This window comes from Streptomyces sp. PCS3-D2 (genome assembly GCF_000612545.2).
Lineage (GTDB): Bacteria > Actinomycetota > Actinomycetes > Streptomycetales > Streptomycetaceae > Streptomyces.
This window is the reverse complement of record NZ_CP097800.1, coordinates 1,727,143-1,749,866: the sequence shown is the minus strand read 5'-3', so window position 1 is coordinate 1,749,866 and position 22,724 is coordinate 1,727,143. Positions and strand designations below refer to the sequence as shown.

Here is a 22,724-nt window from a genome sequence, read left to right as displayed (position 1 = left end):
CTAGGCGTGCGCGGCGGAGCCGTGGGCGGAGTCGAGGACGGCCAGGACGCGGAGCATCGGGCGGCCCGTCGTCAGCAGGGAGTCGGCGAGGCGGGACAGCTCGTCCTTCGTCTCCTCGCCCGCGAGGGTGGGCTGCTCCCACTGGCCGAGCCGCTGCCGGTACTCCTCGATCGGGGCGAGGAGGGCCTTGTCCCACTCCGCGCTGTGGCGCGAGAGGAAGGCCTCGGCGGCCTCCAGAGCCGCCGGGATGCCGGCCCGCAGGCCGTACACGTCGTGGGCGTGCAGGGGGTTGGCCATGGTCGGGCCGATGCCCGCCTCGCGCAGGGTGCCCACCATGTCGTCGGTGACGTCCTCGCCCGTGACGGCCATCCACTTCACGACGGTGGGGCGGCCCAGGGCGTTGGAGTAGATGCCCTGCACGAGGTACACGGGAGCCTCGACGTCGGCTGTGATCACCGGGGCCTCCTGGCGGCCCAGCTTCACGAGGACCTTGTCGGTCAGCCACTCCACCACCGGGTGGAGGTCGGTGAGCAGGGAGATCTCCGGCCAGCTGGAGGTGCCCGACTCGCGGGCCCGTACGAGGGCGCGGTCGGCCAGCTTGCGGTTGAGGGTGACGAGGAGGCGCTCGCTCAGGCGCTGCTCGCGGCGGTAGTCCGGCGGCAGGGCCTTCAGCCGGTGCACCAGATCGGTCGGGGGCTTGAAGGAGATCAGGCCGTTCTCGGGGTCGCGATCCATACCGAGGGACTGCTGGGCGTCCGGGAAGACCTCCCGTACCGCCTCGTCGACGAACTCGCGGGTGGTGGTGAAGAGCCGCGGTACGTGGGCCGTCGGCGGGGTCGAGGACTCTCCCGGCGCCGCGGAACCGGACGCGGTGGCCTCCCGGGCGGGCTCGGCGGACGACGCGTCGTCGACCTGGGCGAAGAAACCGGCGAGGAAGTCGTCCGCACCGCCCGCCTCCTCGGCGGTGTGCTGAAGGGACTCGTCGACCGTGCGGCCCTTGAGCAGGTCCTGGATCAGGGACTTCTCCTCGGCCTCCGCGCGGTACAGGCCGGAGACCGCCTCCGCCGTGCCGAGCGAGCGGTGTGCCTCGTCCTCCCGTTCGAGGAGCCGCTCGGCGACCGTGCGGTCGTCCTTCGCGCCGTCCACCTCGCTGGTCAGGATCAGGGCACGGAACTGCGGCTGGTGGGCCTGCCCGTAGCGGTCGATACGGCCGTTGCGCTGCTCGATGCGGATCAGCGACCACGGAACGTCGTAGTGGACGAGCTGGTGGCACTGCCGGTGGAGGTTGACGCCCTCGGAGGCCACATCGCCGGTGAAGAGGATGCGTACGGGGGTGTCGGCGAGGCCGAAATCCTCCACGCACTGCATCTGCTGCTCGTCGGAGAGGCCGCCGTGCATCACACGGGCGGCTTCCTCCAGGGCCTTGCCCTTGAAGCCGAGCGCGGCCGGCACGGTGGAGCGCAGCCACTCCAGGGTCTGGACACGCTCGGAGAAGACCACGACCCGGGTCTCGCTGCGCGGTCCGACGCCGATGGCCTTCAACTGCTCGACGAGCGCGGTGAACTTGGCCGAGTCCTGGACGGTCAGACCGGCCGTGAGCTTCCGCAGGCGCTGGAGGGCGGCCAGTTCAGCGGCCGTCGCGTCCGGGTCGTTCTTCTTCTCCAGGGTCTTGATACGGGTCTCGACCGTCGAGCTCAGGGCGGCGTGCGAGGAGAGGAAGGACTTGAGCAGGGTGTACGGGAAGAGCGGGACCTCGCTCACGGAGCGGCCCTCGGCGGGCAGCCATACCTGCGCGAGCTCCTCGAAGATCTTCTCCTCGGCCGGGGTGGCCGCGCAGTGCACCGACTCCGAAGGGCCCCGGTCGGCCCACTGGCCGGACATCTTCTCCCGGACCTCGGCGCTGACCTTGGTACGGCGGATGAACAGGTGCTTGATGTCCTCGGCCGAGTACCGCTCCGGGTCACGGATCGCCGCCGGGTCGAGCAGCGCGATCAGCTCGGCGAACGAGCGGGCGTTGCCGTTGTGCGGGGTGGCGCTGGCGAGGATGAGAGCGTCCGTCTGCGGGGCGAGGAGCTGCGCGAGCTGGTTGCGCAGCGAACCGCGGTTGATCAGGTTGTGCGACTCGTCGATGACGACGGCGTCCCACCGGATGTGCTCCAGATGGTGCTTGTACTGGTCGGTGTTCTTCAGGGTGTCGATCGAGACGATCACCCGCTTGAAGAACGTAAAGGGGTTGCGGCCCGCCGGGATCTCCCGCTGGATCCGCTCGATGCCCGCCGAGTCGAGGCGGATCAGGGGGATGGCGAACCGGGTCCACAGCTCGTGCTGGAACTGCTCCAGCACGTGCTGCGGGGTCACGACGAGGATGCGCTCGCCGCGGCCGCGGCGGATCAGCTCCGCCAGGGTGAGCCCGATCTCCAGGGTCTTGCCGAGGCCGACGACGTCCGCGATCAGCATGCGGGGGCGCAGGTTCCGGCCGGAGAGCGCGAGCTGCGCGGGCCGCTGCTGGTAGGGGAGCGCGTCGAGGAGGAAGCTGTCGGCGAGGGCCAGGCCGCGCTCGGACTGCGGCAGGGGGGTCTTGCGCAGGATCGCTTCGAGGAAGAGGCGGCTGCGGCGGAAGTTCGGGGAGTCGTCGCCGATCAGGGTGGTCTTGGCGGGGTCCATCAGCTCGATGCCGGGCGCGCCGTCGCGCGTGCGCTCCAGGCCCGTGAAGAAGACGGCCTCCTGATCGCGGACGAACTCGGAGATCCCGACGGCCTCGATCCGGTCGCCGTCGTGATCGGTCCGGGTGACGTTCTTGACCAGCCATTCCTCATCGCGCACCACGATCTGGGCGCCGGGCGGGAGACTCGTACCGGTTCCCGGGGCGGGCTGCCGACTGGACTGCTGGGCGGTCACCCGCGGTACCTCCTGATAGCTGCTGAACTGTGTAGATCTTCGTGCGGGCCACGGCCCCGGACAAGGGGCGGTGGTCGCCTCCGTCCGGGCCTCCCCGGTGCCGTGCTGTCGGCCGGCCCGCTCAGAACGGCGCCGTCGCCGCGTACGTCTCCCGCAACTGGGTCGCGATCCGGAGCGCGGCGGCGGAACGTCGAGGGCCGGCGAGAGGCACGGGCACGGGTGCGGGCGCCGGTTGCGCCGGGGGTTCGGCTGCGGGCTCGGCGTCCGGGGTGGTGGCCGCGACCGTCGGGGTGTAGCCCGGAGGGTGGGCGGGGGAGGCGGACTGCTGCGGCAGCGGGACGGTCGGTGCCACGGTCGCGGGAGTCGGGGCCGGGAGCGTCGGCGCCTCGGCGAAGGGCACGGCGTCCGCGGGCGGCGGGGTGGGAGCCGGTGCGGGGGAGGGCTCCGGCGGTTCGTACGCGACCGTGGTGAGCGAGGCCAACTGCCGTCGGGCCTGGGCCACGGTCGCCCCGTGCGCCTTGATGACCGCCACGCACTGTGTGACCACCTCGTCCATCGTCGGACGGTCGTGCGGCGCGTACCGGAGCATGGACGACAGGAGACCGACCAGTTCCGCGGGCACTCCCGACAGGTCGGGCGCCTTGTCGGGGTCGACGATGTGACTGAAGAGCACCTGTACGTGATCGGCCTGGTACGGGTAGTGGCCCGTGGTCATGAAGAGCAGCACCGCCCCGAGCGCGTACACGTCCACCGGGGCGGTCAGCGGCTTCTCCCCGTTCGCCTGCTCCGGAGACATGCAGGCAGGGGTGCCCATCACCATGTTCGGCGCGGTGAGGGAGGCGCTGGACTCCGCGAAGACGGCGAGGCCGAAGTCGATGATCTTGGGGCCGTTGGGGCCGAGCAGGATGTTCGCCGGCTTGAGGTCCCGGTGCAGCAGCCCTTGGCCGTGGACTCCGGCCAGCGCCTCGGCAAGGGTCGCACCGAGCGAAGCGGCCGCCAGCGGCGACAGGACACCCCTGGTGTCGAGGAGCCGGCGCAGATCGGGGCCCTCCACGTACTCGGTCGCGAGCCACGGCTGCTCCGACTCCGTGTCGGCCTTCACGAACGCGGCGACGCGCGGCCCCCAGACCGTCTTGAGGACCTCGATCTCCTGGGCGAACCGCTGCCGGGTCTCCGAATCGACCACCGTGGGTTTGATCACCTTCACCGCGACGGCCTCGCCGGCGGCGGACTCACCGAGGTAGACCTGGCCCATGCCGCCGTGGCCGATCCGTCCCCGCAGCGTGAACCCGCCCAGCTCGGCCGGATCGTCCGGACTCAGCGGCGTTGCGTTCACTCTGGTCCCCACCTCGAAGATCTACCGAAGGCCGCGCGACGGTCGCGTGCGTACGGGGCAAGGGTATCGGCGGTGTCCGACATGCGGTCGGGTTCCGGTCGGACCGCCCACGCCCTGGCCGGATACAGCCAGGGGTGATCGAGAACCGTTCCCGTGAACTGAGGCTCTGCCAGGGCGCCCCGCCGAGGTCGCCGAGGCGGCCGATGCGGAGAAGCGGGTCATCGATCCCGCCCAGCGGGCCGAAGAGGCGGCACGTGAGGTGGCGGCGGCCGACGAGCGGCACCGGCCCCTGTGCTCCACCGCCGACGCCACCGTCGCCGGACCCCGGCGACGCCTCATCGAGATCGCCGAGGCAGCGAGCGGAGCGCGCACGGGTTCCGGTCGGGGGCGGGTGCCGTGGGTGGGGTGGGGTGGGTCAGGCGAGGGTGAGGGGGAGGGCCGTCAGGCCGCGGGTCAGGCGGGTTCGGCGCCAGGTCAGGGATTCCTCGGGGAGGGCCAGGCGGGTGTTCGGGAATCGGGTCACCAGGGTGCGGAGGGCGATGTCCGCCTCGGCCCGGGCCAGGGGGGCGCCCGGGCAGCGGTGGATGCCGTGGCCGAAGGAGAGGTGGCCGCCGGCGTCGCGGTCGAGGTCGAGGCGGTGCGGGTCGGGGAACGCCGCCGGGTCGCGGTTGGCGGCCCCGGGGGCGATGAGCACCGGAAAGCCCGCCGGGATGTCGATCCCGCCGACGCTCAGGTCCTCCGTGCTGTGACGGAAGGTGGCCACGCTCACCGGGGAGTCGAAGCGGAGCAGTTCGTCGAGGGCGCCGGGGACCAGGTCCGGGTTCCGGCGCAGGCGGTCGAACGCCTCCGGGTGCCGGAGCAGGGCCAGCACGGCGTTGCCGATGAAGTGGGTGGTGGTCTCGTGACCGGCGACCAGCAGGAGGGCGGCCAGGGAGACGGTCTCGTCCCGGTCGAGGCCGCCCTCGTCGCAGTCGCGCAGGAGGGAGTGGAGCGGGCCGTCGCCGGGGGCGGTGCGGGCCGTGTCGACGAGGTCGGTGAGGTAGTCGCCGATCCGGTGTGACGCGGCGTCGACGCGGTCGGTGTCGGTCGCGTCGAAGAGGGCGTGGGACCAGTCGGCGAGGGCGGTGCGGTCGGCCTCGGGTACGCCCAGGAGTTCGCAGACGACGGTGACCGGCAGGGGCACCGCCAGGTCCGCCACCAGGTCGATGTCCGCCCCCGGTCGCCACGCGGCCATGAGGCCGTCCACGACCCGGGTGATGAACGGGCGCAGTTCGCGGACGCGGCCGGTCGTGAACAGCCGCGTCGCCACCCGTCGTTGGTGGGTGTGCGCCGGGGGGTCGCTCGCCAGCATGGTGCGGGCGATCGCCGGGTGCAGGTCGCGGTTCGAGGGGCGGTCGGCGAAGAAGCGGGCCGTGTCCTTGGACAGGCGAGGGTCGGCGAACGCCTCGCGGGCCTCGGAGTGGCCGGTGATCACGTACGCCTGGTGTCCGCCGGAGCCGGTGGGGATCCGCCGGACCGGGCAGCCTTCGCGCAGCCGGTCGTAGGTGGGGTAGGGGTCGGCGAAGAAGCGCGGGTCGCGCAGGGGGTCCCGGCGCGGCGCGGTCACGAGGCCGCGCCCGTGGGCTCGGGCGCCCGGTGCCGTGCGTGGGCGTCCGCCACGAGCAGCAGCCATGCGGTCTCCGCCTGGAGGTCGCCCTTGCGGGAGGCGGTGCCGGCGGCGGGCGGGGCCTCCTCACCCGCGGGAGTGGCTCCGGCGTGCTTCGCGGCGACGGCCGCGGCGATGACTGCCGCCTCCACCTCGGCGTCGCCCTCGGGGGTGCCGGCCGTGCCCCGGTGGGCGGCCTCGGCGGCCGCGGCGTCCCGTACCGACGCCTGACGGTAGCGGCGCAGGGCCAGCACGCAGTCGTTGATCTCGATGACCCGGCGGTGGAGGTGGAAGTCGAGGTCGTGGGCGTCGGCCCCGGTGTTCTCCGGGTCGAGGACGACCTCGGGGACCGCCGAGGTGACCTCCCGCCACAGGGGTTCCAGCGCGGTGAACGAGTTCCGCTCCCAGCGGCGGCGGCGCAGCCGGCTGAGCGGCCACAGCAGGGCGGGGAGGGTGAGTCCGACGGTGATGAGGAGGACGGCGACGGCGGGCGCGGTCACGCTGAACGTGCAGCGGAAGGGGGTGAGCGGCGTCGAGCACCGGGCGTGGTCGGGAACGAGGCCCAGGCCGAGGCCGATGGAGACCAGGGCGAAGAGCTTGTACGCGGCGTAGACGAGGGCGAAGCCACAGCCGACCGAGGTCGTGCGCAGGCCCCAGCGCTGACTGCGGCGCGTCGAGCGCTTGGACTGGGCCCAGGTCTGCAGCAGGAAGTCCTTGGCCGTGTAGCCCAGGTAGGAGATGTAGATGAGTACGTAGCAGGCGTACAACACCGGGTTTCGTCCGGTGAGTTGTTCGGCGATGAAGAAGGCGGTCATGCCGGCGACGGAGAGCGCGAGGGCGATGACGCGCAGGCGGATCTGCCGGTGGGCCCGCTCGCGGTCCAGATTGAGCTGGAAGAGGAAGGCGAGGACCGAGGTGGCCGCCGTCAGGGTGAAGGTGTTGCTGAGGAGTCGGGCGACGTGGGGGACCACCGATTCGACCGCACGCTCCACGGCGGGGGCGTAAGAGGCGAAGGCGAGGGCGAACGAGGTCAGAAGCGCCGCCATCGCCCAGGTGCCCGTGGGGCGGTGTCCGCCGCGTCCTCGCACCCAGTAGGCGGCGAAGCACAGCAGCACGACGGACGTGCCCGTGAAGAGGATGTTGATCATTTCCGGTGGCGTTTCTTCCTGTGTGGCTCGGCGAACAGCGCGTCCCAGCTCTCGGCGCCGCTGGCGGGCCGGCTGGGCGGGCCCTCGCGACCCCGGTACATGAGTTGTCGGATGACGCTGGCCATCACCTCGGCCTCGCGTTCGTCCTCGCTGGTGTAGCTGGTCCGGCCGGACATGCGCTGGACGAGGGTGGGGTTGAACCCGATCGCGCGCAGGGTGTCCTGGTCCAGTTCCAGGCTGCCGGGGTGGTCGCAGATGATGTGGCTGATCTCGTGGGCGAGGATGTGGTTCTGGTGGAGGGGGGAGGTGGCCTCCTCGTAGAACAACAGGTCGGCGTCCGGGGTCTCCAGGCGGATGCCGCACGGGGCGTCCATGGCGCCCAGGGTGCTCAGGGGGCGCAGGATGATGGGGCGTCCGCGTTGTTCGGCCACGGCGTCGCGGAGGTCGCGGGTGCTGAAGCGGTGCGGGAGTCGGAGTGCCTCGATACGCGCCTCACACGTGACGCGAAGCTGCTCAAGGTCCATGTCCTCACTCTGGTGACGCCGGTCGGGGGTCGGTCGGCCGTTGGGGCCTCACCCTGGAAGCCCGGTACGCGCGCCCCATGCTGACATGTTCGCGGCTCCGCGGGACGGGCGGGGTCCTGATGGGGGTGTGCCGTGCGGCCCGGAATGCCGTCCTGTTCCGGGAAACGGCTGATGCCCCCCTGCCGATGATCGGCCACAGGGGGGTGTCGTGTCGTGTCGGGGTGCGATCGCGCGATCGCCGCCCGGAGCGCGGCTCAGTCGTCCAGGTTGAGGTCCTGTGCGCTGTCGTCGGTGGTGAGCCCTTCGAGCTTGCGGGCCTGTTCGATCACGGTGGACAGCATCTTCAGGCTGTCGACGCTCAGGCCGTTGGCGCGCAAGGCCACCTTGCGGACGTCCTGATCGCGCATGGCGGCGAGGAGGCCGATCTCCGCCTTGGTGCGTTCGGCCGCCGCGCTGTCGACGAAGTAGCCCGCCGGTACGCCGAAGAAGTCGGCCAGGGCCTTGATGGTGTGTCGCGTGGGGTTGCGCTTGGCGCCGGTCCGCAGTTGCTGGATGGCGCTGGCCGTCACCCCGCGCCCCTCTCCGGTCGCAGCCTTGCGGATTCCCTCGGCGACCTCCGCGTAGGTGTAGGGCCCCCGGGAAGGGGGGTGCACCTCGCGGAAGAGGTGGTCCAGGAGTTGGGCGAAGGTGGGCGACTGATCATCCTCCACGTGTACGACCTCCTTGGTGTGATGCCGAGTCTTTGCCCACCACAGTGTTTCTCGAAGCCCGTCGGGCCGGCCCCGGCAACACTTTGGTTGACGCCGGACAGTCACTCTGGTGTACGTTACCAATGCCTCGTCGCCACTGAAGTGTCGAGGGGGCGGCGTCGGTCGGGTCGAGGTCGAGCTTCACGGGGGTGAGCTCGGCCGGCGGCCCGGAGCGCCGCCGCCGCGCCCTCGGCTCGTGGCGACGCGGGGGAGGTACGGGCCCGACGCCGTTCCGTTCGCCGACTGCCGCGATCGGCCGGAGGCCGGGCCCGCTGGCACCTGGCCGGGTGCGTCGCCGGCCCGGGCCGGTGCGCGGGTGAGCCGGTCCGCGACCCGACGAGACGCACGACCGACGCGCACGACGCACGCAGGACGGCTGGCCGCGGTCCGGACGCGATCAGGACCGATGCGAATCGGCCAAGTACTCAAGTCCCCGCCGAACACGGTCGCCCCTCCAGGAGGATGGCGGGCAATGGACACGACTTCTCCGCCGGCGGAGTGCCTACCCGACGGGTACGGGCCCTTCGCGCATCTCACCGCTCCGAACGTGCTGCTCTACCGGGCGGTGATGGGGGCCTTCCTCCACGCCAAGGAGCGGTTCGCCGTACACCTGCGGCCCGAGGACGTGTACGCGGGGCTGGCCGGCGAGAACCGGCCGACCGAGCTGGACACGGTGGTCAAGGCCCTCGACAGCCTGGTGGGCTGGGGGAACCTGCGGGCCGACCCGGACACCGGGCGGGTCACCGCCGTCGAGGACTTCTACCGCAAACGGTTCATCTACCAGCTCACGCGGGCGGGCGAGGCGGCGGAGCAGGCCCTGTCCGCGTACGACGAGGCGCTCGGTCGGCGGGGCGCGCTGCAGGCCGTCGCGCTGCACGACATCGTGACCCAACTGCGGGCGCTGGTCGTGCTGGCGGCCGAGGAAGAGCCCGATCCGGCCAAGACGCATCTGGCGCTGGACGCCCTCGCGAGCCGTTTCGGCGCGCTCGCCGACAACGCGCGGGCCTTCATGGGCTCCCTCCAGCGGACCATCGACCTGCACGACGTGGGGGAGGAGGTCTTCCTCGCCTACAAGGACCAGCTCATCCGGTACCTGGAACGGTTCATCCAGGACCTGATCACCCTCGGCGGGCGCATCGCCCGGCTGATCCTGGAGCTGGAGGAGCGGGGGAGCATCGAACCGCTGCTGCGGGCCGCGGCCGCCCGTGAGGCCGCGGACGCCACCCCGCAGGACGCCGCCCACGCGGCGCAGGCCGCGTACGAGCGGTGGGCCGGCCGATGGGCAGGACTGGCGGCCTGGTTCCTCAGCCGGGACGGCCGGGAGTCGCAGGCCCGGCTGCTGCGCGGCCGGGCGCTGGGCGCGATCCCGCAACTGCTGGCCGTCGTACGGTCGCTGAACGAGCGGCGGGCGGGGCGATCGGACCGCTCCGCCGACTTCCGCACCCTCGCACGCTGGTTCGCCGAGGCACCCGACGACGACGCCCGGCACCGGCTGTGGCGCACCGCCTTCGGACTGTACCCGGCCCGGCACCTCACCGTGGACGCGGAGACGCTGGCCGCCCGCCGCGCCCGTCCGGAGCCCGCGGCCACCCCCTGGGCCGATGCCGCACCCCTGCGCATCAGCCCGCAGCTGCGCCGTACGGGAAGCTACGAGCGGCGCGGCAAACCGCGCAGGGTCGAGGACCGGCAGGAAGCACGCCGACTGCTCGCCGAGACGGCCGCCAAGCAGGCCGCCGAGACGGCAGCCGCCCGGGCCCGTCTGGTCACCCGCGGCATCACCAGGCTGTCCGGACTCGGCGAGCTCGACCCCCTCAGCTTCCGGCTCTTCCTCCAACTCCTCGGCGACGCGCTCGCCACCTGGCGGCCCGGCATGACGTACACCGCGGCCACCAGCGGCGACGGCTCCATGGAGATCCGACTCACCGCACCGGCCGACGGGGCCGTGGCCGAGGTCCGCACACCGGACGGGACCTTCACGGGCCCGGACCACACCATCGAAATCGTCGACCTCACCGAGACACCAGGAAGGGGCGGAGCGCGATGACGACCCCGCTCGCGGAAGTACTCGACGGGCAGCACGCCGCGGAGCGCCGCAAGGCCGCCCGCGCCCTGCTGAAGCAGCCGCTGCTGCTCGCGCACGGCGCGTACGCCGACGAGTTCCGCCTGGTCCGCCGGCACGCCGGCGAGCTGCGCGAGTGGTTCGACCGCAACACCGGCTGGTCCCTCCAGGTCGATGCCGAGACGGCCCGGCTGGGCAGGATCCCCGGCGTGCCGGACGACGCCACGCACCCGGCCCGCGAGGTCAGTCGCAGCGCCGTCCCCTTCAGCCGCCGCCGGTACGTCCTGCTCTGCCTCGCCCTGGCCTCCCTCGAACGCGGTGAGGCGCAGATCGCACTGGGCCGCCTCGCGGACCAGATCGTGCTGGACGCGAAGGATCCCCGACTGGCCGCAGCGGGCATCGAGTTCACCCTGGACCGCCGTGACGAACGGCTCGACCTGGCCGCGGTCGTCCGGCTGCTGCTCCACCTCGGGGTCCTGCGGCGCGTCGCCGGGGAGGAGGACGCGTACGTCAGCGGAGCCGGCGACGTCCTGTACGACGTCGAGCGGCGCGTCCTGGCCGGTCTGCTCGCCACCCGTCGGGGACCTTCCACCGTCCGGGCCGAAACGCCGGAGGCCCGGCTCGCCGAACTCGCCGCCGAAACAGCCCTCGACAGCGACGAACTGCGCTTCCGTGCCATGCGCCGCTCGCTGACCCGGCGGCTGCTCGACGACCCCGTCGTCTACTACGACGAGCTGACGGACGCCGAGCTCGGATACCTCACGCGCCAGCGCGGCTTCCTCACCGCCCGCATCAACGAACTGACCGGTCTGGTCGCCGAAGTGCGGGCCGAAGGCATCGCCATGGTCGACCCCGAGGACGACCTCACCGACCTCCGGATGCCGGAATCAGGGACCCGCGGCCACGTCACCCTGCTGCTCGCGGAATATCTGACGGCGGTCGGAGGCCTGGTCGTCCCCATGGTCGACCTCGAACGCCGCGTGGTCGAACTGGCGGCGGAGCACGGCGGATTCTGGTCCAAGTCGGCCCGTGAACCGGGGGCCGAGGGCGACCTGGCCGAGCAGGCCGTCGCCCGGCTGGCCGCTCTCGGCCTGGTCGCCCGTACCGCTGACGGGGTCCTGCCGCGCCCGGCGCTCGCCCGCTACGCGGTCGGCGAGACCGTCGTGCTCGAACCCCGCACCGGTACCGGGCCCCGTACCCGCACCTCCGGTACCACGCAGGTGCCGGCGCAGCGAAAGGCGTACCTGCCGTGACGACCCGCCCAGAGCCCCCCGCCCCGGCGCGTCCCCGCTGGCAGCCCCTGCGGACGGGCCTCGTCGACCTCTTCCACTACGACGTGGAGGAGTTCCACTTCCGCGACGGCCGACTCCTGCTGCGCGGCAACAACGGCACCGGCAAGTCCAAGGTGCTGGCCCTGACCCTGCCCTTCCTCCTGGACGGGGACCTCAGCGCCCGCCGGGTGGAACCCGACGGGGACGCGGGCAAGCGGATGGAATGGAACCTCCTGCTCGGCGGTGAGCACCCGCACTCCGAACGCCTCGGCTACACCTGGGTGGAGTTCGGCCGCCGCGACGCGGCGAGCGGCGAGGAGCACTTCCGCACGCTCCTGTGCGGACTCAAGGCCGTCAGCGGGCGCGGGATCGCACGCCACTGGTGGGCCGTGACGGGGCAGCGGATCGACCACGGGCCGGCCGACGCGCGCGCGGACGGGTCGCTGAGCCTGCTCGATGCCACCGGCACCGTGCTGTCCCGGGACCGGCTCATCGAAGCCGTCGCCGGCCGGGGCCGGGTCTACGACCAGGCCAAGGCCTACCGCCGCGCCGTCGACGAAGCGCTGTTCGGCCTCGGGGAGCAGCGCTACGCGGCCCTCGTAGACCTCCTCATCCAGCTGCGCCAGCCCCAGCTGTCCAAGCGCCCCAACGAGGCCGCCCTCTCCCGCGCCCTCACCGAAGCCCTGCCCCCGATGGACCAGGCCGTCATCGCGGACGTGGCCGAGGCCTTCCGCTCGCTGGACGAGGAGAAGGAGGAACTGCGTTCGGCCGGCGCGGCCGAACGCGCGGCCGCGGTGTTCCTCGACCACTACCGGCGCTACGCCCGCACGGCCGCCCGCCGCCGCGCACGCCTTCCGCGCAGCGAACACTCCAAGTACGAGCAACTCCTGCGCGCCCTCGCCGAGGCCCAGGCCGAGAAGGCCGGTGCGGAACGGGACCGGGCCGCCGCGGAGGAACGCGTGGCCGCGCTCACCGAGACCCGGGCCAGGCTGGAGGCGGCCGACGCAGCCCTGCGCGAAGGCCCCGAGATGCGCAGCGCCCGCGAAGTGGACCGTGCGGCGAAGGCGGCGGAGCGGGCCGAGAACGACCGTACCCGCGCTCTCGACGACCAGGAGGAGGCATCGCATCGGCACACCAGGGCGCTCGGCCGCCTCGGTGCCGCCGAGAACAGGCTCAGGGCCGCCCGGGAGCTCTCCGAGGACATGCTGCTCCGGGCCCGGGAGACGGCTGCGGCGGCCCGGCTGGACCTTCCCACGGACACCGGGCAGGCCGTTGCCGGCCTGCGGGCTGCGGTGGCCGAAGCGACCGACCGCAGGCACCGCACGCTCACGCACCTGGAGGCGCTCGCCGACCGGGCCGAGGCGGCGGCGGCCGGGCGCCGCAGCGCCGTGCTCCGGCTCGACGAGACGGAGACCGGGCTGACCCAGGCCGCCGAGGCGCTGGGCGCCGCCCAGGACGCGGCGCGGGCCGCCGGACGGGCCCTGGTCGACGCCGTACGCGAGCACGCGCACCGGTGCGGAGAGCTGGTGTACGCCGATCCGGCCGGCCTCCTGGACGAGCTCCAGGAGTGGACCCGGCACCAGGACGGCCCCTACCCCGCGCGACGCCGTGCCGCCGAAGCACACCGCACCACCGCGGCGGCACTCGCCGACCAGGCGGCGCGGGCGGCGCACCACCGGGCCGCTCTGGTCTCCCGGACCCGCGACGCCGAACACGAACTCACCGCCCTGGAGTCCGGCGGCCGGCGCGGGCCGCAGGCCCCGCACACCAGGACCCCCGGCCTGCGGGACCAGCAGCCCGGTGCTCCGCTGTGGCGGCTCGTCGACTTCAGGGAAGAGGTCGCGGAGCAGGACCGCGCCGGGCTGGAGGCGGCCCTGGAGGCATCCGGGCTGCTGGACGCGTGGGTGTGCCCCGACGGGGCGGCCCTCGCCGCGGAAGGCCATGACGTGATCCTCGCCCCGGACTCCGGACCGGTCGCCGGGGCATCGCTCGCCGACGTACTGCGCCCGGCCGTGGACCGCGGCGACGCGCAGGCCGCGGCGGTCGGTACGGAGGCGGTGGCCCGCCTGCTGGAGGCGATCGGGCTCGGCGGGGCCCGCGAGGACACGGTACCGGCCGGCGAAGGGGAGGCACCCGGCGCCGGCCCGACGGGCACCGCGGTCCCCCACGGCACCTGGGTCGCGCCGGACGGACGCCACCGCGTCGGCGTCCTCACCGGCCGGTGGGCCAAACCCGCTGCCGAGTACATCGGGGAGGGCGCGCGGGAAGCCGCGAGGCGGACCAGGATCGCCGCCCTGCACGCCGAACTCTCCCTCCTTCAGCGGCAGTCCGCCGCCGCCGACGCGCAGGCCCAGGTGCTTGCGGCCCGCCGGCACACCCTCGACACCGAGCTGGCGTCCGTGCCCGACGACGCACCTCTGATGCGGGCGCACGCCGACGCCGCGGCCGCCGCCGGCACCCTGCGCCGGGCCCGGGCCCGGCGTGACGGGCGGGCCGCCGAGGTGACGGCCGCTGCCGAGCGGGCCGAGTCGGCCGCCGCCGAACTGCGGGAGACCGCAGCCGATGTGGGGATGCCCCGGGAGCGGGCGGAGCTGGCCGCCGTACGGCAGGCCCTCGCCGAGCTCGACGTCGTCCTGGCCGGACTCTGGCCCGCCCTGCGCGAGCGGCACGAGGCGTCCCGGCAGGCGGACGACGAACGCGAAGAGGCGCTCCGGGCCGGGGAGCGGGCCGCCGAACTCGCCGTACGGGCGGAAGACGCCGCCCGCGAGGCAGCCGCCGCGGACGAACGGCTGGCCACCCTGCGGTCGACCGTGGGCGCCGCCGTCGCAGAGCTGGAGCGCCTGCTCGCCGAGACCGCGGACACCCTGCGCGGCTGCACGGCCGACGAACAGCGCGCCCGGACCGAGCACACGGAGGCGGACCGGCGGGCCAGCCGGGCCGAGGGGAGCATCGAACAGCTGGAGAAGGCCGTCACCGAGGCCGCCGCGACCCGTTCGGAGGCCGTCGCAGCGCTCCAGCGCTTCACCGGCACCGGCCTGATCGCCGTCGCGCTGCCCGACCTCGCCGTACCGGCCGCGGACGAGGGCCCGTGGGCAGCCACCCCGGCCATCGCCTTGGCCCGTGCCCTCGAATCGGAGCTGGCGACGACGGATGACTCGGACGGTGCGTGGGAACGGGTGCAGCGGCGTCTGGGCGAGGAGTTCAAGACCCTCCAGGACGCGCTGTCCCGGCACGGCAACACCGCTTCGGCCCGCATGGTCGAGGACGCCGTGATCGTGGAGATCGTCTACCAGGGCCGAGAGCGAGCCGTACCCGAACTCGCCGAGGCGCTGGCGGCCGAGGTCGCGGAACTCACCCGCATCCTCTCCGCACACGAGCGCGAGATCCTCGAAACCCACCTCATCACCGAGGTGGCCGGCACCCTCCAGGAGCTGATCGCAGCCGCCGAACGGCAGGTGCTGGCCATGAACGCGGAGTTGGAGGAAAGGCCCACCTCCACCGGAATGAAGCTGCGCCTGGTGTGGCGGCCTTCCCGCAAGGCACCGGTGGGACTCGCCCAGGCCCGCGGCCGCCTGCTCCAGACCAACGACGCATGGACGGCCGAGGACCGGTCCGCGGTCGGCGAGTTCCTACAGACGCAGATCGCCCGCCAGCAGACCGAGGACGCGGCGGGCAGCTGGCTGGAACACCTCACCGCCGCCCTGGACTACCGTTCCTGGCACGAGTTCGCGGTCGAACGCCAACAGCACGGCCGCTGGGTGCCCGCCACGGGACCGGCGTCCGGAGGCGAACGCGTGCTGGCCGTGTCCGTTCCCCTGTTCGCCGCGGCCTCCTCGCACTACGCGAGCGCGGGCAGCCCGTACGCGCCGCGCCTGGTGACCCTGGACGAGGCGTTCGCGGGGGTGGACGACGATTCGCGGGCCAAGTGCCTCGGGCTCCTGCACGCCTTCGACCTGGATGTGGTCATGACCAGCGAACGGGAGTGGGCCTGCTACCCGCAGGTGCCGGGCATCGCCATCGCCCAGCTCGCGCGCGTCGACGAGGTGGCCGCCGTCCTGGTCACCCGCTGGGAGTGGGACGGTACGGCGCGCACACGCCGCGAGGACCCCGTGCGTCCCGCGCACCCGGAAGCCTTGTGGGTGTGAGCGGGCCACCTGCGGCCGGGCCACCTGCGGCCGGGCCACCCGCGGCCGGGCCACCCGCGGCCGGGCCACCCGCAGCCGGGCCACCGGCGGCAGGACCACCGGCGGACCGTCCGCCGGTGGACGAAGCGCGCCTGCGCCGCCTGCTCGGCGGCGCCGACCTGGCCTGGCTGGTGGAGCGGGCGCGCCGGCGGCTGGAGCGCGGGCAGCCACTGACCGGGCCGGTCTCGCTGGCTGCGCCGAGCCCGGCGGAGCGGGCAGCGGCCGAGAGGCTGCTGGGCCGGACGCCCGGTGTCGGCAAGGCGCTCACGGTCCGGCTCGACGCCGTGGACGCCGTGCTGGTCAGAGCGGGGATCAGCGCGGAGGGCCTGGGGGCGGCCGTGACCGTACTCACCGGACGGGTCGTCCCCCTCGACACGGCCCGCCGGAACGAGCAACAGGCCTGGGAGGAGGCGTACGCACCTCTCACCGACCTGGCTGAGGACCTTCCAGCCCACGCGGCGTGGGCCGGGCGGGTGCGGGCCGGCGGCCTCGTGCGCCGTCTCGCCGGCACCCCCACCGCCGCCCGTGCCCTCCTGGAGGAGACGGTCCGCGTGCTCCGGGAGCTGCCCGTCGCGCCGGCACGGTCGCTCGCGGTGTTCGCCGCCGACGTCCTGGGCAGCGCCCACGCACTCGACGACGGCACGCCGGTGGCCACGCTCGCCCTCTCCGGCGCCCGCGCACTGACCGGGCACCCCGAGGGCGCGGGAGCGGCCTGGCGGCGGGTCGCGTGGGCCTCGGTCGGCCTGCTCCGGGACGACGTCTCCTCGACGGTGCTCACCCTCAACCTCCGCGGAACTCCGGCCCTGGACTGGGCGGCCGACGCGGGTGAGCCGTCCGTACTCACCCTCCGGCAGCTCGCCCGCCGTCCACCCCGGACGGCCCCGCCCGTGGTCCACATCTGCGAGAACCCCGCGGTGCTCTCGGCCGCGGCGGACACGCACGGACCGGATGGCCTGCCGCTCGTCTGCGTCCAGGGCCAGCCGTCGGCCGCCGCGCTGACCCTGCTCACCCGCCTGCACGAGCTCGGCGCCGCTCTCCGCCACCACGGCGACTTCGATTGGGGCGGCCTGCGCATCGCCACGACGCTGTCGGGGCACGTGCCCTGGAGCCCCTGGCGCTACACCGCCGCCGACTACCGTGCGGCGGTGGCGGCCGGGGGACCCGGTCTGCGCCCCCTGGACGGGAAACCGGCGCCGTCGCCGTGGGACCCGGACCTGGCACTCGCTCTCAGCGAGCAGGCCCTGCGCGTCGAGGAGGAGGCCGTGCTGGACGTGCTGCTGGGGGACCTCGCGCGGTCGGGCGGGGAAGCGCTCCGGTAGGGCCGGGGCCGCCACCAACCGACCGGCCACCACCGGACCGGCCGGCGCCCGCACCGGCGGGGTACCGCGGCGGGAGCCTCGTCCACCCGGGCGGGCACACCGTGCGGGTCGCCGAGCCCGCGATCGCCGAGCCCGCGGTCGCCGAGCCCGCGGTCGCCGAGCCCGCGGTCTACGTGCCGCGCCCGTGCGCGTTCGTGGCGTACGCGGCCAGGACGCCGGCCAGGCACCCCCAGACCAGGCCCTCGCCGCCGCCGAGCAGCCAGCCCAGGAAGCCGAGCACGAGCGTGACGACCGCGCCGGCCGCCAAGGCCCGCCGGTCCCGCAGGAACGCCCACCGGGCCCGGCCCCGGCCGGGTTCCCCCAGTTCCTCCACCGCCGTCTTGATCACCAGGGCCGCCAGGACCACGGCGGCGAGGAGAAGGGTCGGTTCCACCGGGTCCTCCCGTCGGTTCGGCCGGGCCGTGCCGCTCACGGCCACGGGGCTCGTACACCTGCTTGTACACCCTGCGGCGCGTCGCCGTGCACGGCGGTATGCGTCAAAGACGCATAAAGATTGCCGACGGCAGGCAATGTGCGCCGGTGCGGCCTCCAGGCAATCTGTCGGTGTCCGGCGGAAACGGCGGCCAGACGGGGGAGGTGTCCGATGGGCTGGTTTCTCGGGCTCGGCATCGGGGGGATCGTGGTGCTGGCCGTGGCGCTGGTGTTCGACGGGGTGCTGGAGGGGGTTTTCGAGGGCATCCTGGGCGGACTGTTCGACGGGTGGCTGTCGCTTCCGGTGATCGCGGGCTTCGTTTCGACGCTCGGTTTCACGGGGGCGATCGTGCTCGGGTCCACGGGACTCGGGCCGGGAGCGGCGGCCACCGCGGGCGCGCTGGCCGGAGCGGGGGCGGGCTGGGCGACGTACCGGCTGAGCCGGGCGCTGCTGCGTGACGCCGGGGGGCGTGCACCGCAGCGCGCGGACCTCGTCGGAGTCGCCGGACGCGTGGTCACCGCCATACCGCACGGCGGCTACGGGGAGGTGCTGCTGTCGCTGGCGGGGCAGCCGGTCAAGTACGCCGCTACCGCCGACGCCCCGCTGGAGCGCGGGGCCGAGATCTGGGTGACGGCGACCCCGTCGGACACCTCGGTCGCCGTCCGCGCCATCGAGTGACGGCGCACCGCTCCATCCGCTTCACGTCCATCACCGATCTGCCCCTTCGGGGAGGCAGGGGGAATCCATCATGAGTCCAGTCGCCGTCGCGGCCATCGGGATCGTCGTACTCCTGGTCCTGCTGGCCCTGGTCGTCGTCACCCGGTACAAGGTCGCCGGTCCCAGCGAGGCCTTCATCATCACGGGCCGCCGCGGGAAGCGGTCCACCGATCCGGAGACCGGGCAGGTCTTCACCGACAACAGCGGTCAGAAGGTCGTGGTCGGCGGCGGCGTGTTCGTCGTCCCGTTCGTGCAGCAGCGGTACAGCCTGGACCTGTCCAGCCGGCACATTCCCGTCGCGGTGCGGGGAGCGGTCACCCTGCGCGGCATCAAGGCCAACCTCGAAGGGGTGGCCATCGTCAAGGTCGGCGGGACCGAGGACGCCATCAGGGCCGCCGCGCAGCGGTTCCTGCGGCAGCAGGACGGGATCGTCGGGTTCACCCAGGAGGTGCTCTCCGGCGCACTGCGGGCGATCGTCGGCCGGATGTCGGTGGAGGACGTCATCCGGGACCGGGCCGCGTTCGCCGGACAGGTCGCGGAGGAGGCGGAGGCCAGCCTCTCCGGGCAGGGCCTGGTCCTGGACGCCTTCCAGATCCAGGACATCACCACCGAGGGCTCGTACCTGGAGGACCTGGGCCGCCCGGAGGCCGCCCGCGCCCGGCAGGAGGCGGACATCGCCGAGGCCAACGCCCGGCAGGCCGCGGAGCAGGCCCGACTGAAGGCGGAGGAGGAGATCGCGGTCGCGCAGCGCACGCTCTACCTGCGCCAGGCCGAGATCAAGGCAGAGACCGACGCGGCTGCGGCGCGGGCGAGCGCGGCCGGTCCGCTCGCCGACGCCGACCGTCAGCAGCAGATCCTCACGGAGCAGGAGAAGGTGGCCGAGCGACAGGCCGCGCTGACCGACCGTCAGCTCGACACGCAGGTCCGCAAGCCCGCCGACGCCAAGCGGTACGAGGCCGAGCAGCAGGCGGAGGCCGAGCGCATCGCCCGGGTCAAGCAGGCGGAGGGCGACCGCCTGGCCGCCATCGCGGCCGCCGAGGCGGAGGCGGAGCGCGCCCGCCTGACCGGTGAGGGCGAGAAGCAGCGCCGCCAGGCCCTGGCGGAGGCGGAGGCCATCGAGGGCGCCAAGCGCGGCGAGGCCGAGCGGGCACGCCGTGCCGCCGTCGCCGAAGCCGTCCGCCTGGAGGGCGACGCCGAGGCCGCGGCCATCGCGGCCAAGGGCGCGGCGGAGGCGGAGGCCATGCACAAGCGGGCCGACGCCTTCGAGAAGTACGGGGACGCGGCCATGCTCCAGATGATGGTGGAGGCCCTGCCGCAGATCGTCGCCAAGGCCGCCGAACCGCTGGGCGCCATCGACCGGATGACCGTCATCTCCACCGACGGAGCCTCCAAGCTCTCCCGCACGGTCACGGACAACGTGGCCCAAGGGGTGGAACTGCTGGGCTCCGCCACCGGGGTCGACCTCGGTGCCATGCTCCGCGGCCTGGTCGCGGACCAGGCCGGGAAGGCGGGCGCGGCCGGGCCGGCACCGGTCCCCGGGGCGGAACGGGTCCCCGTGGACGGAGCGATCCCCGTCACGGACTGACCGCCGTCACGGACTGACCGCCGTGACGGACTGATCGCCGAGGCCCAGGGCCCGGTGCGGGGAGGACCCGTGCCGGGCCTGCCCGCGTTGCTCCCGCAGACCTACCCACCGCCGCCGAGCAGGGCGAGGGCCCGGGCGGTGGCGTTGCCGGCCTCCGCCGTCGCGGACGCCCTCGCGTACGCGGTGTCCCCGCCGCCGGAGGTCGACGTCGACGAACTCGTCGTCCGTCCTGTCACGAGCGCACACTGACCGCCCCGGGAGACTGCGGCGGCCCGTTCCGACGGCTGCGGGTACGGGAGGACAAGGAAGCGCTGCGGGCCCTGTTGGTCCGGGGGTGGCGGGCGCCGGACCGCAAGGACTGGCGGACCTGGACCGCTCGCCTTCGGCCTCAGCTGGCTGTCCGCGGCCATCGGTCTGGGTGCCAGCAGCGTCGAGGCGGCGGGCAACGCCCCCATGCCGTTGACCTTCCTGCCCTTCCTCGGCAGCGCGATCGTCCCGCCGGAGTCCATGCCGGTCGGCCTGCGCTGGTTCGCCGAGTACCAGCCCTTCACCCCGATGACCGACACCCTCCGCGGCCTGCTCATGGGCACGGAGATCGGCAACAGCGCCTGGCTGGCGCTGGGCTGGGGCGTCGCTCTCAGCCTCCTCGGCTTCCTGTGGGCGCGCTCGGCCTTCAAGCGCGAGGCGAAGATCTAGGGATCCGCTGCACGCACCCAGAAGCGAAGGGGGCCGCACGGAGCCGGAGCACAGGAAGCCCGGCCGCCAACCGCTGATGGCGTGGCTCTCGGACAGGGACCCGACGACGATGCTGTGCTCGGCCAGTCCGGGCACGTCGGCGACGGAGGCGTGGGGGTGGCCAGCTCGGCGGGGTCGAGGCGCCAATCGGCGCCTGCAGCCGTACGTAGCGGGGTGCGGCCCCGGTCAGTTCGACGTTGGCGGTGAAGTGGGGGTCCCGGTCTCGGGCCCGCTCCGGTCGGTCAGGGCAGCCGGCGCATGAGGTCCGCCGTGTCGCGCCGGCGCGTGCACCCGCTGTGGGTGAAGGAGTCCAGCACCCGCCCGCCCGCACGTCAGCGGGTTGCTCCCGGCTGAGCTTGAACATCGGCCGAGCGTTCTCTGGAGCAATACTGAACAAAGCTCTCTCGGGTCACCGGTCGAGATTCCATGACGCCAGCGGGAGAATTTTCCATGGGGGCAACGAGTACACGTGAACACGAGATTCGTGACGTGGTGGGCGTCGGTTTAGGCCCGTCCAGACTGTCGCTCGCAATCGCTCTGGAAGAGCACCGGGCCAACGTTCCGGACCGTCCGTTCAAGGTCGCGTTCTTCGAGCGCAAGGCGTCGTTCGGCTGGCACCGCAACATGCTGCTGCCATCGACGACCGTGCAGATGTCGTTCCTCAAGGACCTGGCCGCCTAGCGCAATCCGGTGTCCAGGTTCAGTTTCGTTTCCTATCTGCATGCGGCCGGTCGGCTGGTGCAGTTCGTCAACCATCAGGATTTCTTCCCGACGCGGCAGGAATTCCACCAGTACCTGGAATGGGCGGCGGTCGGCCTCGCCGACCGCGTGTCCTACGGCTACTCGGTCGCCGACGACACCCCTTCCCGGCGGGGCTGCTCGGCGACTTCGACCGGCACCTCCTGCGGGGCGAGGCGGGCCGGCACCGGGTGGAGCGCGACCACCGCCTCGTCGCCGCGGCGGGGCTGTCCTGCGGGATCTACCTCCAGGGCGGCACCGAGCACACCCACGGCCTGTCGTCGCCCCTGCTGTCGAACATCGCCGTGCGCAGCGGGGAGATCGCCGACTCCGTCGTCCTGCGCAGGGTCGAGCAGGAACTGGCCGGCACGTTTGCGGCCGTTCCGCGCGCTGCACGGAATGCCGGATTCACTTCACGCTGCGTCGACCGGAACCCGGTCCGCGGCCATGGCGTCGCGCTGGCTCTTCGGCCGCAGGTCGGTCCAGTTCGCCTCGACGTACTCCAGGCACAGCTGGCGGCTTTCCTCGCCGAATATGACGTGCCAGCCGGCCGGAATCTCCGCGAACGACGGCCACAGAGAGTGCTGGCCCTCGTCGTTGACCAAGACGAAGAACCGGCCGTCGGCGCCGTCGAACGGGTTGTTGCTCATGCATCCACTCCAATTCAAGCAGTTCACGGTCCGTTTCCCGGACGGGAAGGGGCCGTCATCCGTTCATGGGGATGGAGTCGGCGAGACCGCCGTGCCCGATCACGGCACCTTGCGGGTGCCCCGTGGAGACCGGAGTGCCGATGAGGCACGCCACCGGCCCGGTCGATGCGCTTCCCCCGCTGTCCTGTTGACGGGACAGCTCCGAACACCATGCACCAGTTTTTTGATGTTCTGGTCGAATTCCCGGGAACGGACTTCCTCCCACGTCTTCCCGTCAAGGCGGGGCTGCGGGTCACCTCGTCTCCCGCGATGGACGCGGTCCGCATGGTGCTCGCCGGGCGGGTCCGGCGTGAGCTCGTCGGGCCGATCAACACCAACGGCCCGCTGGCCGTCGGGATGACCGGCGAGGACGCGGACACCCTCACCGCTGTCCCGCACGTCCCGTGGGTCGACGGCGAACCGTGGACATCGGCAGGGTCGGCGAGATCACCCGGGTGGATACCGGCGCCCTGGAGGCGCTCCTCGCGGACGGCCGCAGTCCGGTCGTTTCCTCCGTCGCCCGCGACGCCGAGGACGGCCACGTCTGCAACGTCAACGCCGACACGGCCGCCGCGGTGCGGGCCGTCGCGCCGCATGCCCCCACCGCCCGTGCCCGACGGCCCCGAGCCGTCGGGCACGGGCGTTCCGCGCCCCG

The 22,724-nt window shown here is 73.3% G+C and carries 16 protein-coding genes and 3 pseudogenes; 10 read left to right on the top strand and 9 right to left on the bottom strand.

From position 1 onward, the window contains the following. The 6 genes from AW27_RS07275 to AW27_RS07250 form a co-directional block, all read right to left on the bottom strand. Positions 1-2,898, bottom strand: a complete 2,898-nt coding sequence (locus tag AW27_RS07275; protein ID WP_037915097.1) for a DEAD/DEAH box helicase — start codon at positions 2,896-2,898, stop codon at positions 1-3. Between the two features lie 121 nt (positions 2,899-3,019). Further along, complete coding sequence (locus AW27_RS07270; protein WP_052029981.1) at positions 3,020-4,234, bottom strand: serine/threonine-protein kinase; 1,215 nt, start codon at positions 4,232-4,234, stop codon at positions 3,020-3,022. A gap of 415 nt (positions 4,235-4,649) precedes the next feature. After that, entirely contained in the window at positions 4,650-5,840 is a 1,191-nt protein-coding gene (locus tag AW27_RS07265) for a cytochrome P450 family protein (protein ID WP_037915100.1), read from the bottom strand. After that, positions 5,837-7,027, bottom strand: coding sequence for an MAB_1171c family putative transporter (locus tag AW27_RS07260; protein ID WP_052029982.1), 1,191 nt, complete (start codon positions 7,025-7,027; stop codon positions 5,837-5,839). Before AW27_RS07260 ends, AW27_RS07265 begins: the two co-directional genes overlap by 4 nt. Beyond that, complete coding sequence (locus AW27_RS07255) at positions 7,024-7,551, bottom strand: M48 family metalloprotease (RefSeq protein ID WP_037915103.1); 528 nt, start codon at positions 7,549-7,551, stop codon at positions 7,024-7,026. The genes AW27_RS07260 and AW27_RS07255 overlap by 4 nt, the downstream gene beginning before the upstream one ends. A 254-nt stretch (positions 7,552-7,805) precedes the next feature. Next, positions 7,806-8,261, bottom strand: a complete 456-nt coding sequence (locus tag AW27_RS07250) for a helix-turn-helix domain-containing protein (protein WP_037915106.1) — start codon at positions 8,259-8,261, stop codon at positions 7,806-7,808. Between the two features lie 511 nt (positions 8,262-8,772). Here AW27_RS07250 and AW27_RS07245 point away from each other — a divergent pair. The 4 genes from AW27_RS07245 to AW27_RS07230 all read left to right on the top strand — a co-directional run bounded on the left by AW27_RS07245 (position 8,773) and on the right by AW27_RS07230 (position 17,133). Then, positions 8,773-10,344 carry a TIGR02677 family protein gene (locus tag AW27_RS07245; RefSeq protein ID WP_037915109.1) on the top strand — a complete coding sequence of 524 codons (1,572 nt, stop codon included), beginning with the start codon at positions 8,773-8,775 and terminating at the stop codon, positions 10,342-10,344. Beyond that, the gene (locus tag AW27_RS07240; RefSeq protein WP_037915112.1) at positions 10,341-11,612 is read left to right on the top strand and encodes a TIGR02678 family protein; all 1,272 of its coding nucleotides are present in this window, start codon (positions 10,341-10,343) and stop codon (positions 11,610-11,612) included. Before AW27_RS07245 ends, AW27_RS07240 begins: the two co-directional genes overlap by 4 nt. Continuing rightward, the gene (locus tag AW27_RS07235) at positions 11,609-15,775 is read left to right on the top strand and encodes a TIGR02680 family protein (protein ID WP_037915114.1); all 4,167 of its coding nucleotides are present in this window, start codon (positions 11,609-11,611) and stop codon (positions 15,773-15,775) included. The genes AW27_RS07240 and AW27_RS07235 overlap by 4 nt, the downstream gene beginning before the upstream one ends. Positions 15,776-15,891: 116 nt before the next feature. Next, positions 15,892-17,133, top strand: coding sequence for a TIGR02679 family protein (locus tag AW27_RS07230; RefSeq protein ID WP_037915118.1), 1,242 nt, complete (start codon positions 15,892-15,894; stop codon positions 17,131-17,133). Positions 17,134-17,302: 169 nt separating this feature from the next. On the opposite strand, the gene AW27_RS07225 is transcribed toward AW27_RS07230, so the two are convergent. Next, on the bottom strand, positions 17,303-17,566 hold the full coding sequence (locus tag AW27_RS07225; protein WP_037917677.1) for a hypothetical protein: 264 nt from the start codon (positions 17,564-17,566) through the stop codon (positions 17,303-17,305). 210 nt (positions 17,567-17,776) lie between these two features. Here AW27_RS07225 and AW27_RS07220 point away from each other — a divergent pair, with 210 nt between their 5' ends. The 5 genes and pseudogenes from AW27_RS07220 to AW27_RS34555 all read left to right on the top strand — a co-directional run. Next, entirely contained in the window at positions 17,777-18,283 is a 507-nt protein-coding gene (locus tag AW27_RS07220) for a hypothetical protein (RefSeq protein WP_037915121.1), read from the top strand. Positions 18,284-18,353: 70 nt separating this feature from the next. Further along, positions 18,354-19,907 carry an SPFH domain-containing protein gene (locus AW27_RS07215; RefSeq protein ID WP_052029984.1) on the top strand — a complete coding sequence of 518 codons (1,554 nt, stop codon included), beginning with the start codon at positions 18,354-18,356 and terminating at the stop codon, positions 19,905-19,907. Between the two features lie 69 nt (positions 19,908-19,976). After that, positions 19,977-20,156 (top strand): hypothetical protein, encoded by a 180-nt coding sequence (locus tag AW27_RS07210; RefSeq protein ID WP_052029985.1) that lies wholly within the window; start codon positions 19,977-19,979, stop codon positions 20,154-20,156. 141 nt (positions 20,157-20,297) lie between these two features. Next, positions 20,298-20,603: pseudogene (locus AW27_RS07205) on the top strand (ABC transporter permease); the annotation flags it as partial. Positions 20,604-21,068: 465 nt separating this feature from the next. Next, positions 21,069-21,449, top strand: a pseudogene (locus AW27_RS34555) (SidA/IucD/PvdA family monooxygenase); the annotation flags it as partial. A 32-nt stretch (positions 21,450-21,481) separates the two neighbouring features. Here the strand turns inward: AW27_RS34555 and AW27_RS34550 are convergent. Both AW27_RS34550 and AW27_RS07195 read right to left on the bottom strand, forming a co-directional pair. Further along, positions 21,482-21,652, bottom strand: a complete 171-nt coding sequence (locus tag AW27_RS34550; RefSeq protein ID WP_483316533.1) for a hypothetical protein — start codon at positions 21,650-21,652, stop codon at positions 21,482-21,484. 141 nt (positions 21,653-21,793) lie between these two features. Then, the gene (locus AW27_RS07195; RefSeq protein WP_037915127.1) at positions 21,794-22,030 is read right to left on the bottom strand and encodes an MbtH family protein; all 237 of its coding nucleotides are present in this window, start codon (positions 22,028-22,030) and stop codon (positions 21,794-21,796) included. A gap of 276 nt (positions 22,031-22,306) precedes the next feature. Between AW27_RS07195 and argB the strand changes: the two are divergent. Further along, a pseudogene (argB, locus tag AW27_RS07190) lies at positions 22,307-22,674 on the top strand (acetylglutamate kinase); the annotation flags it as partial. Positions 22,675-22,724: the final 50 nt, after the last annotated feature.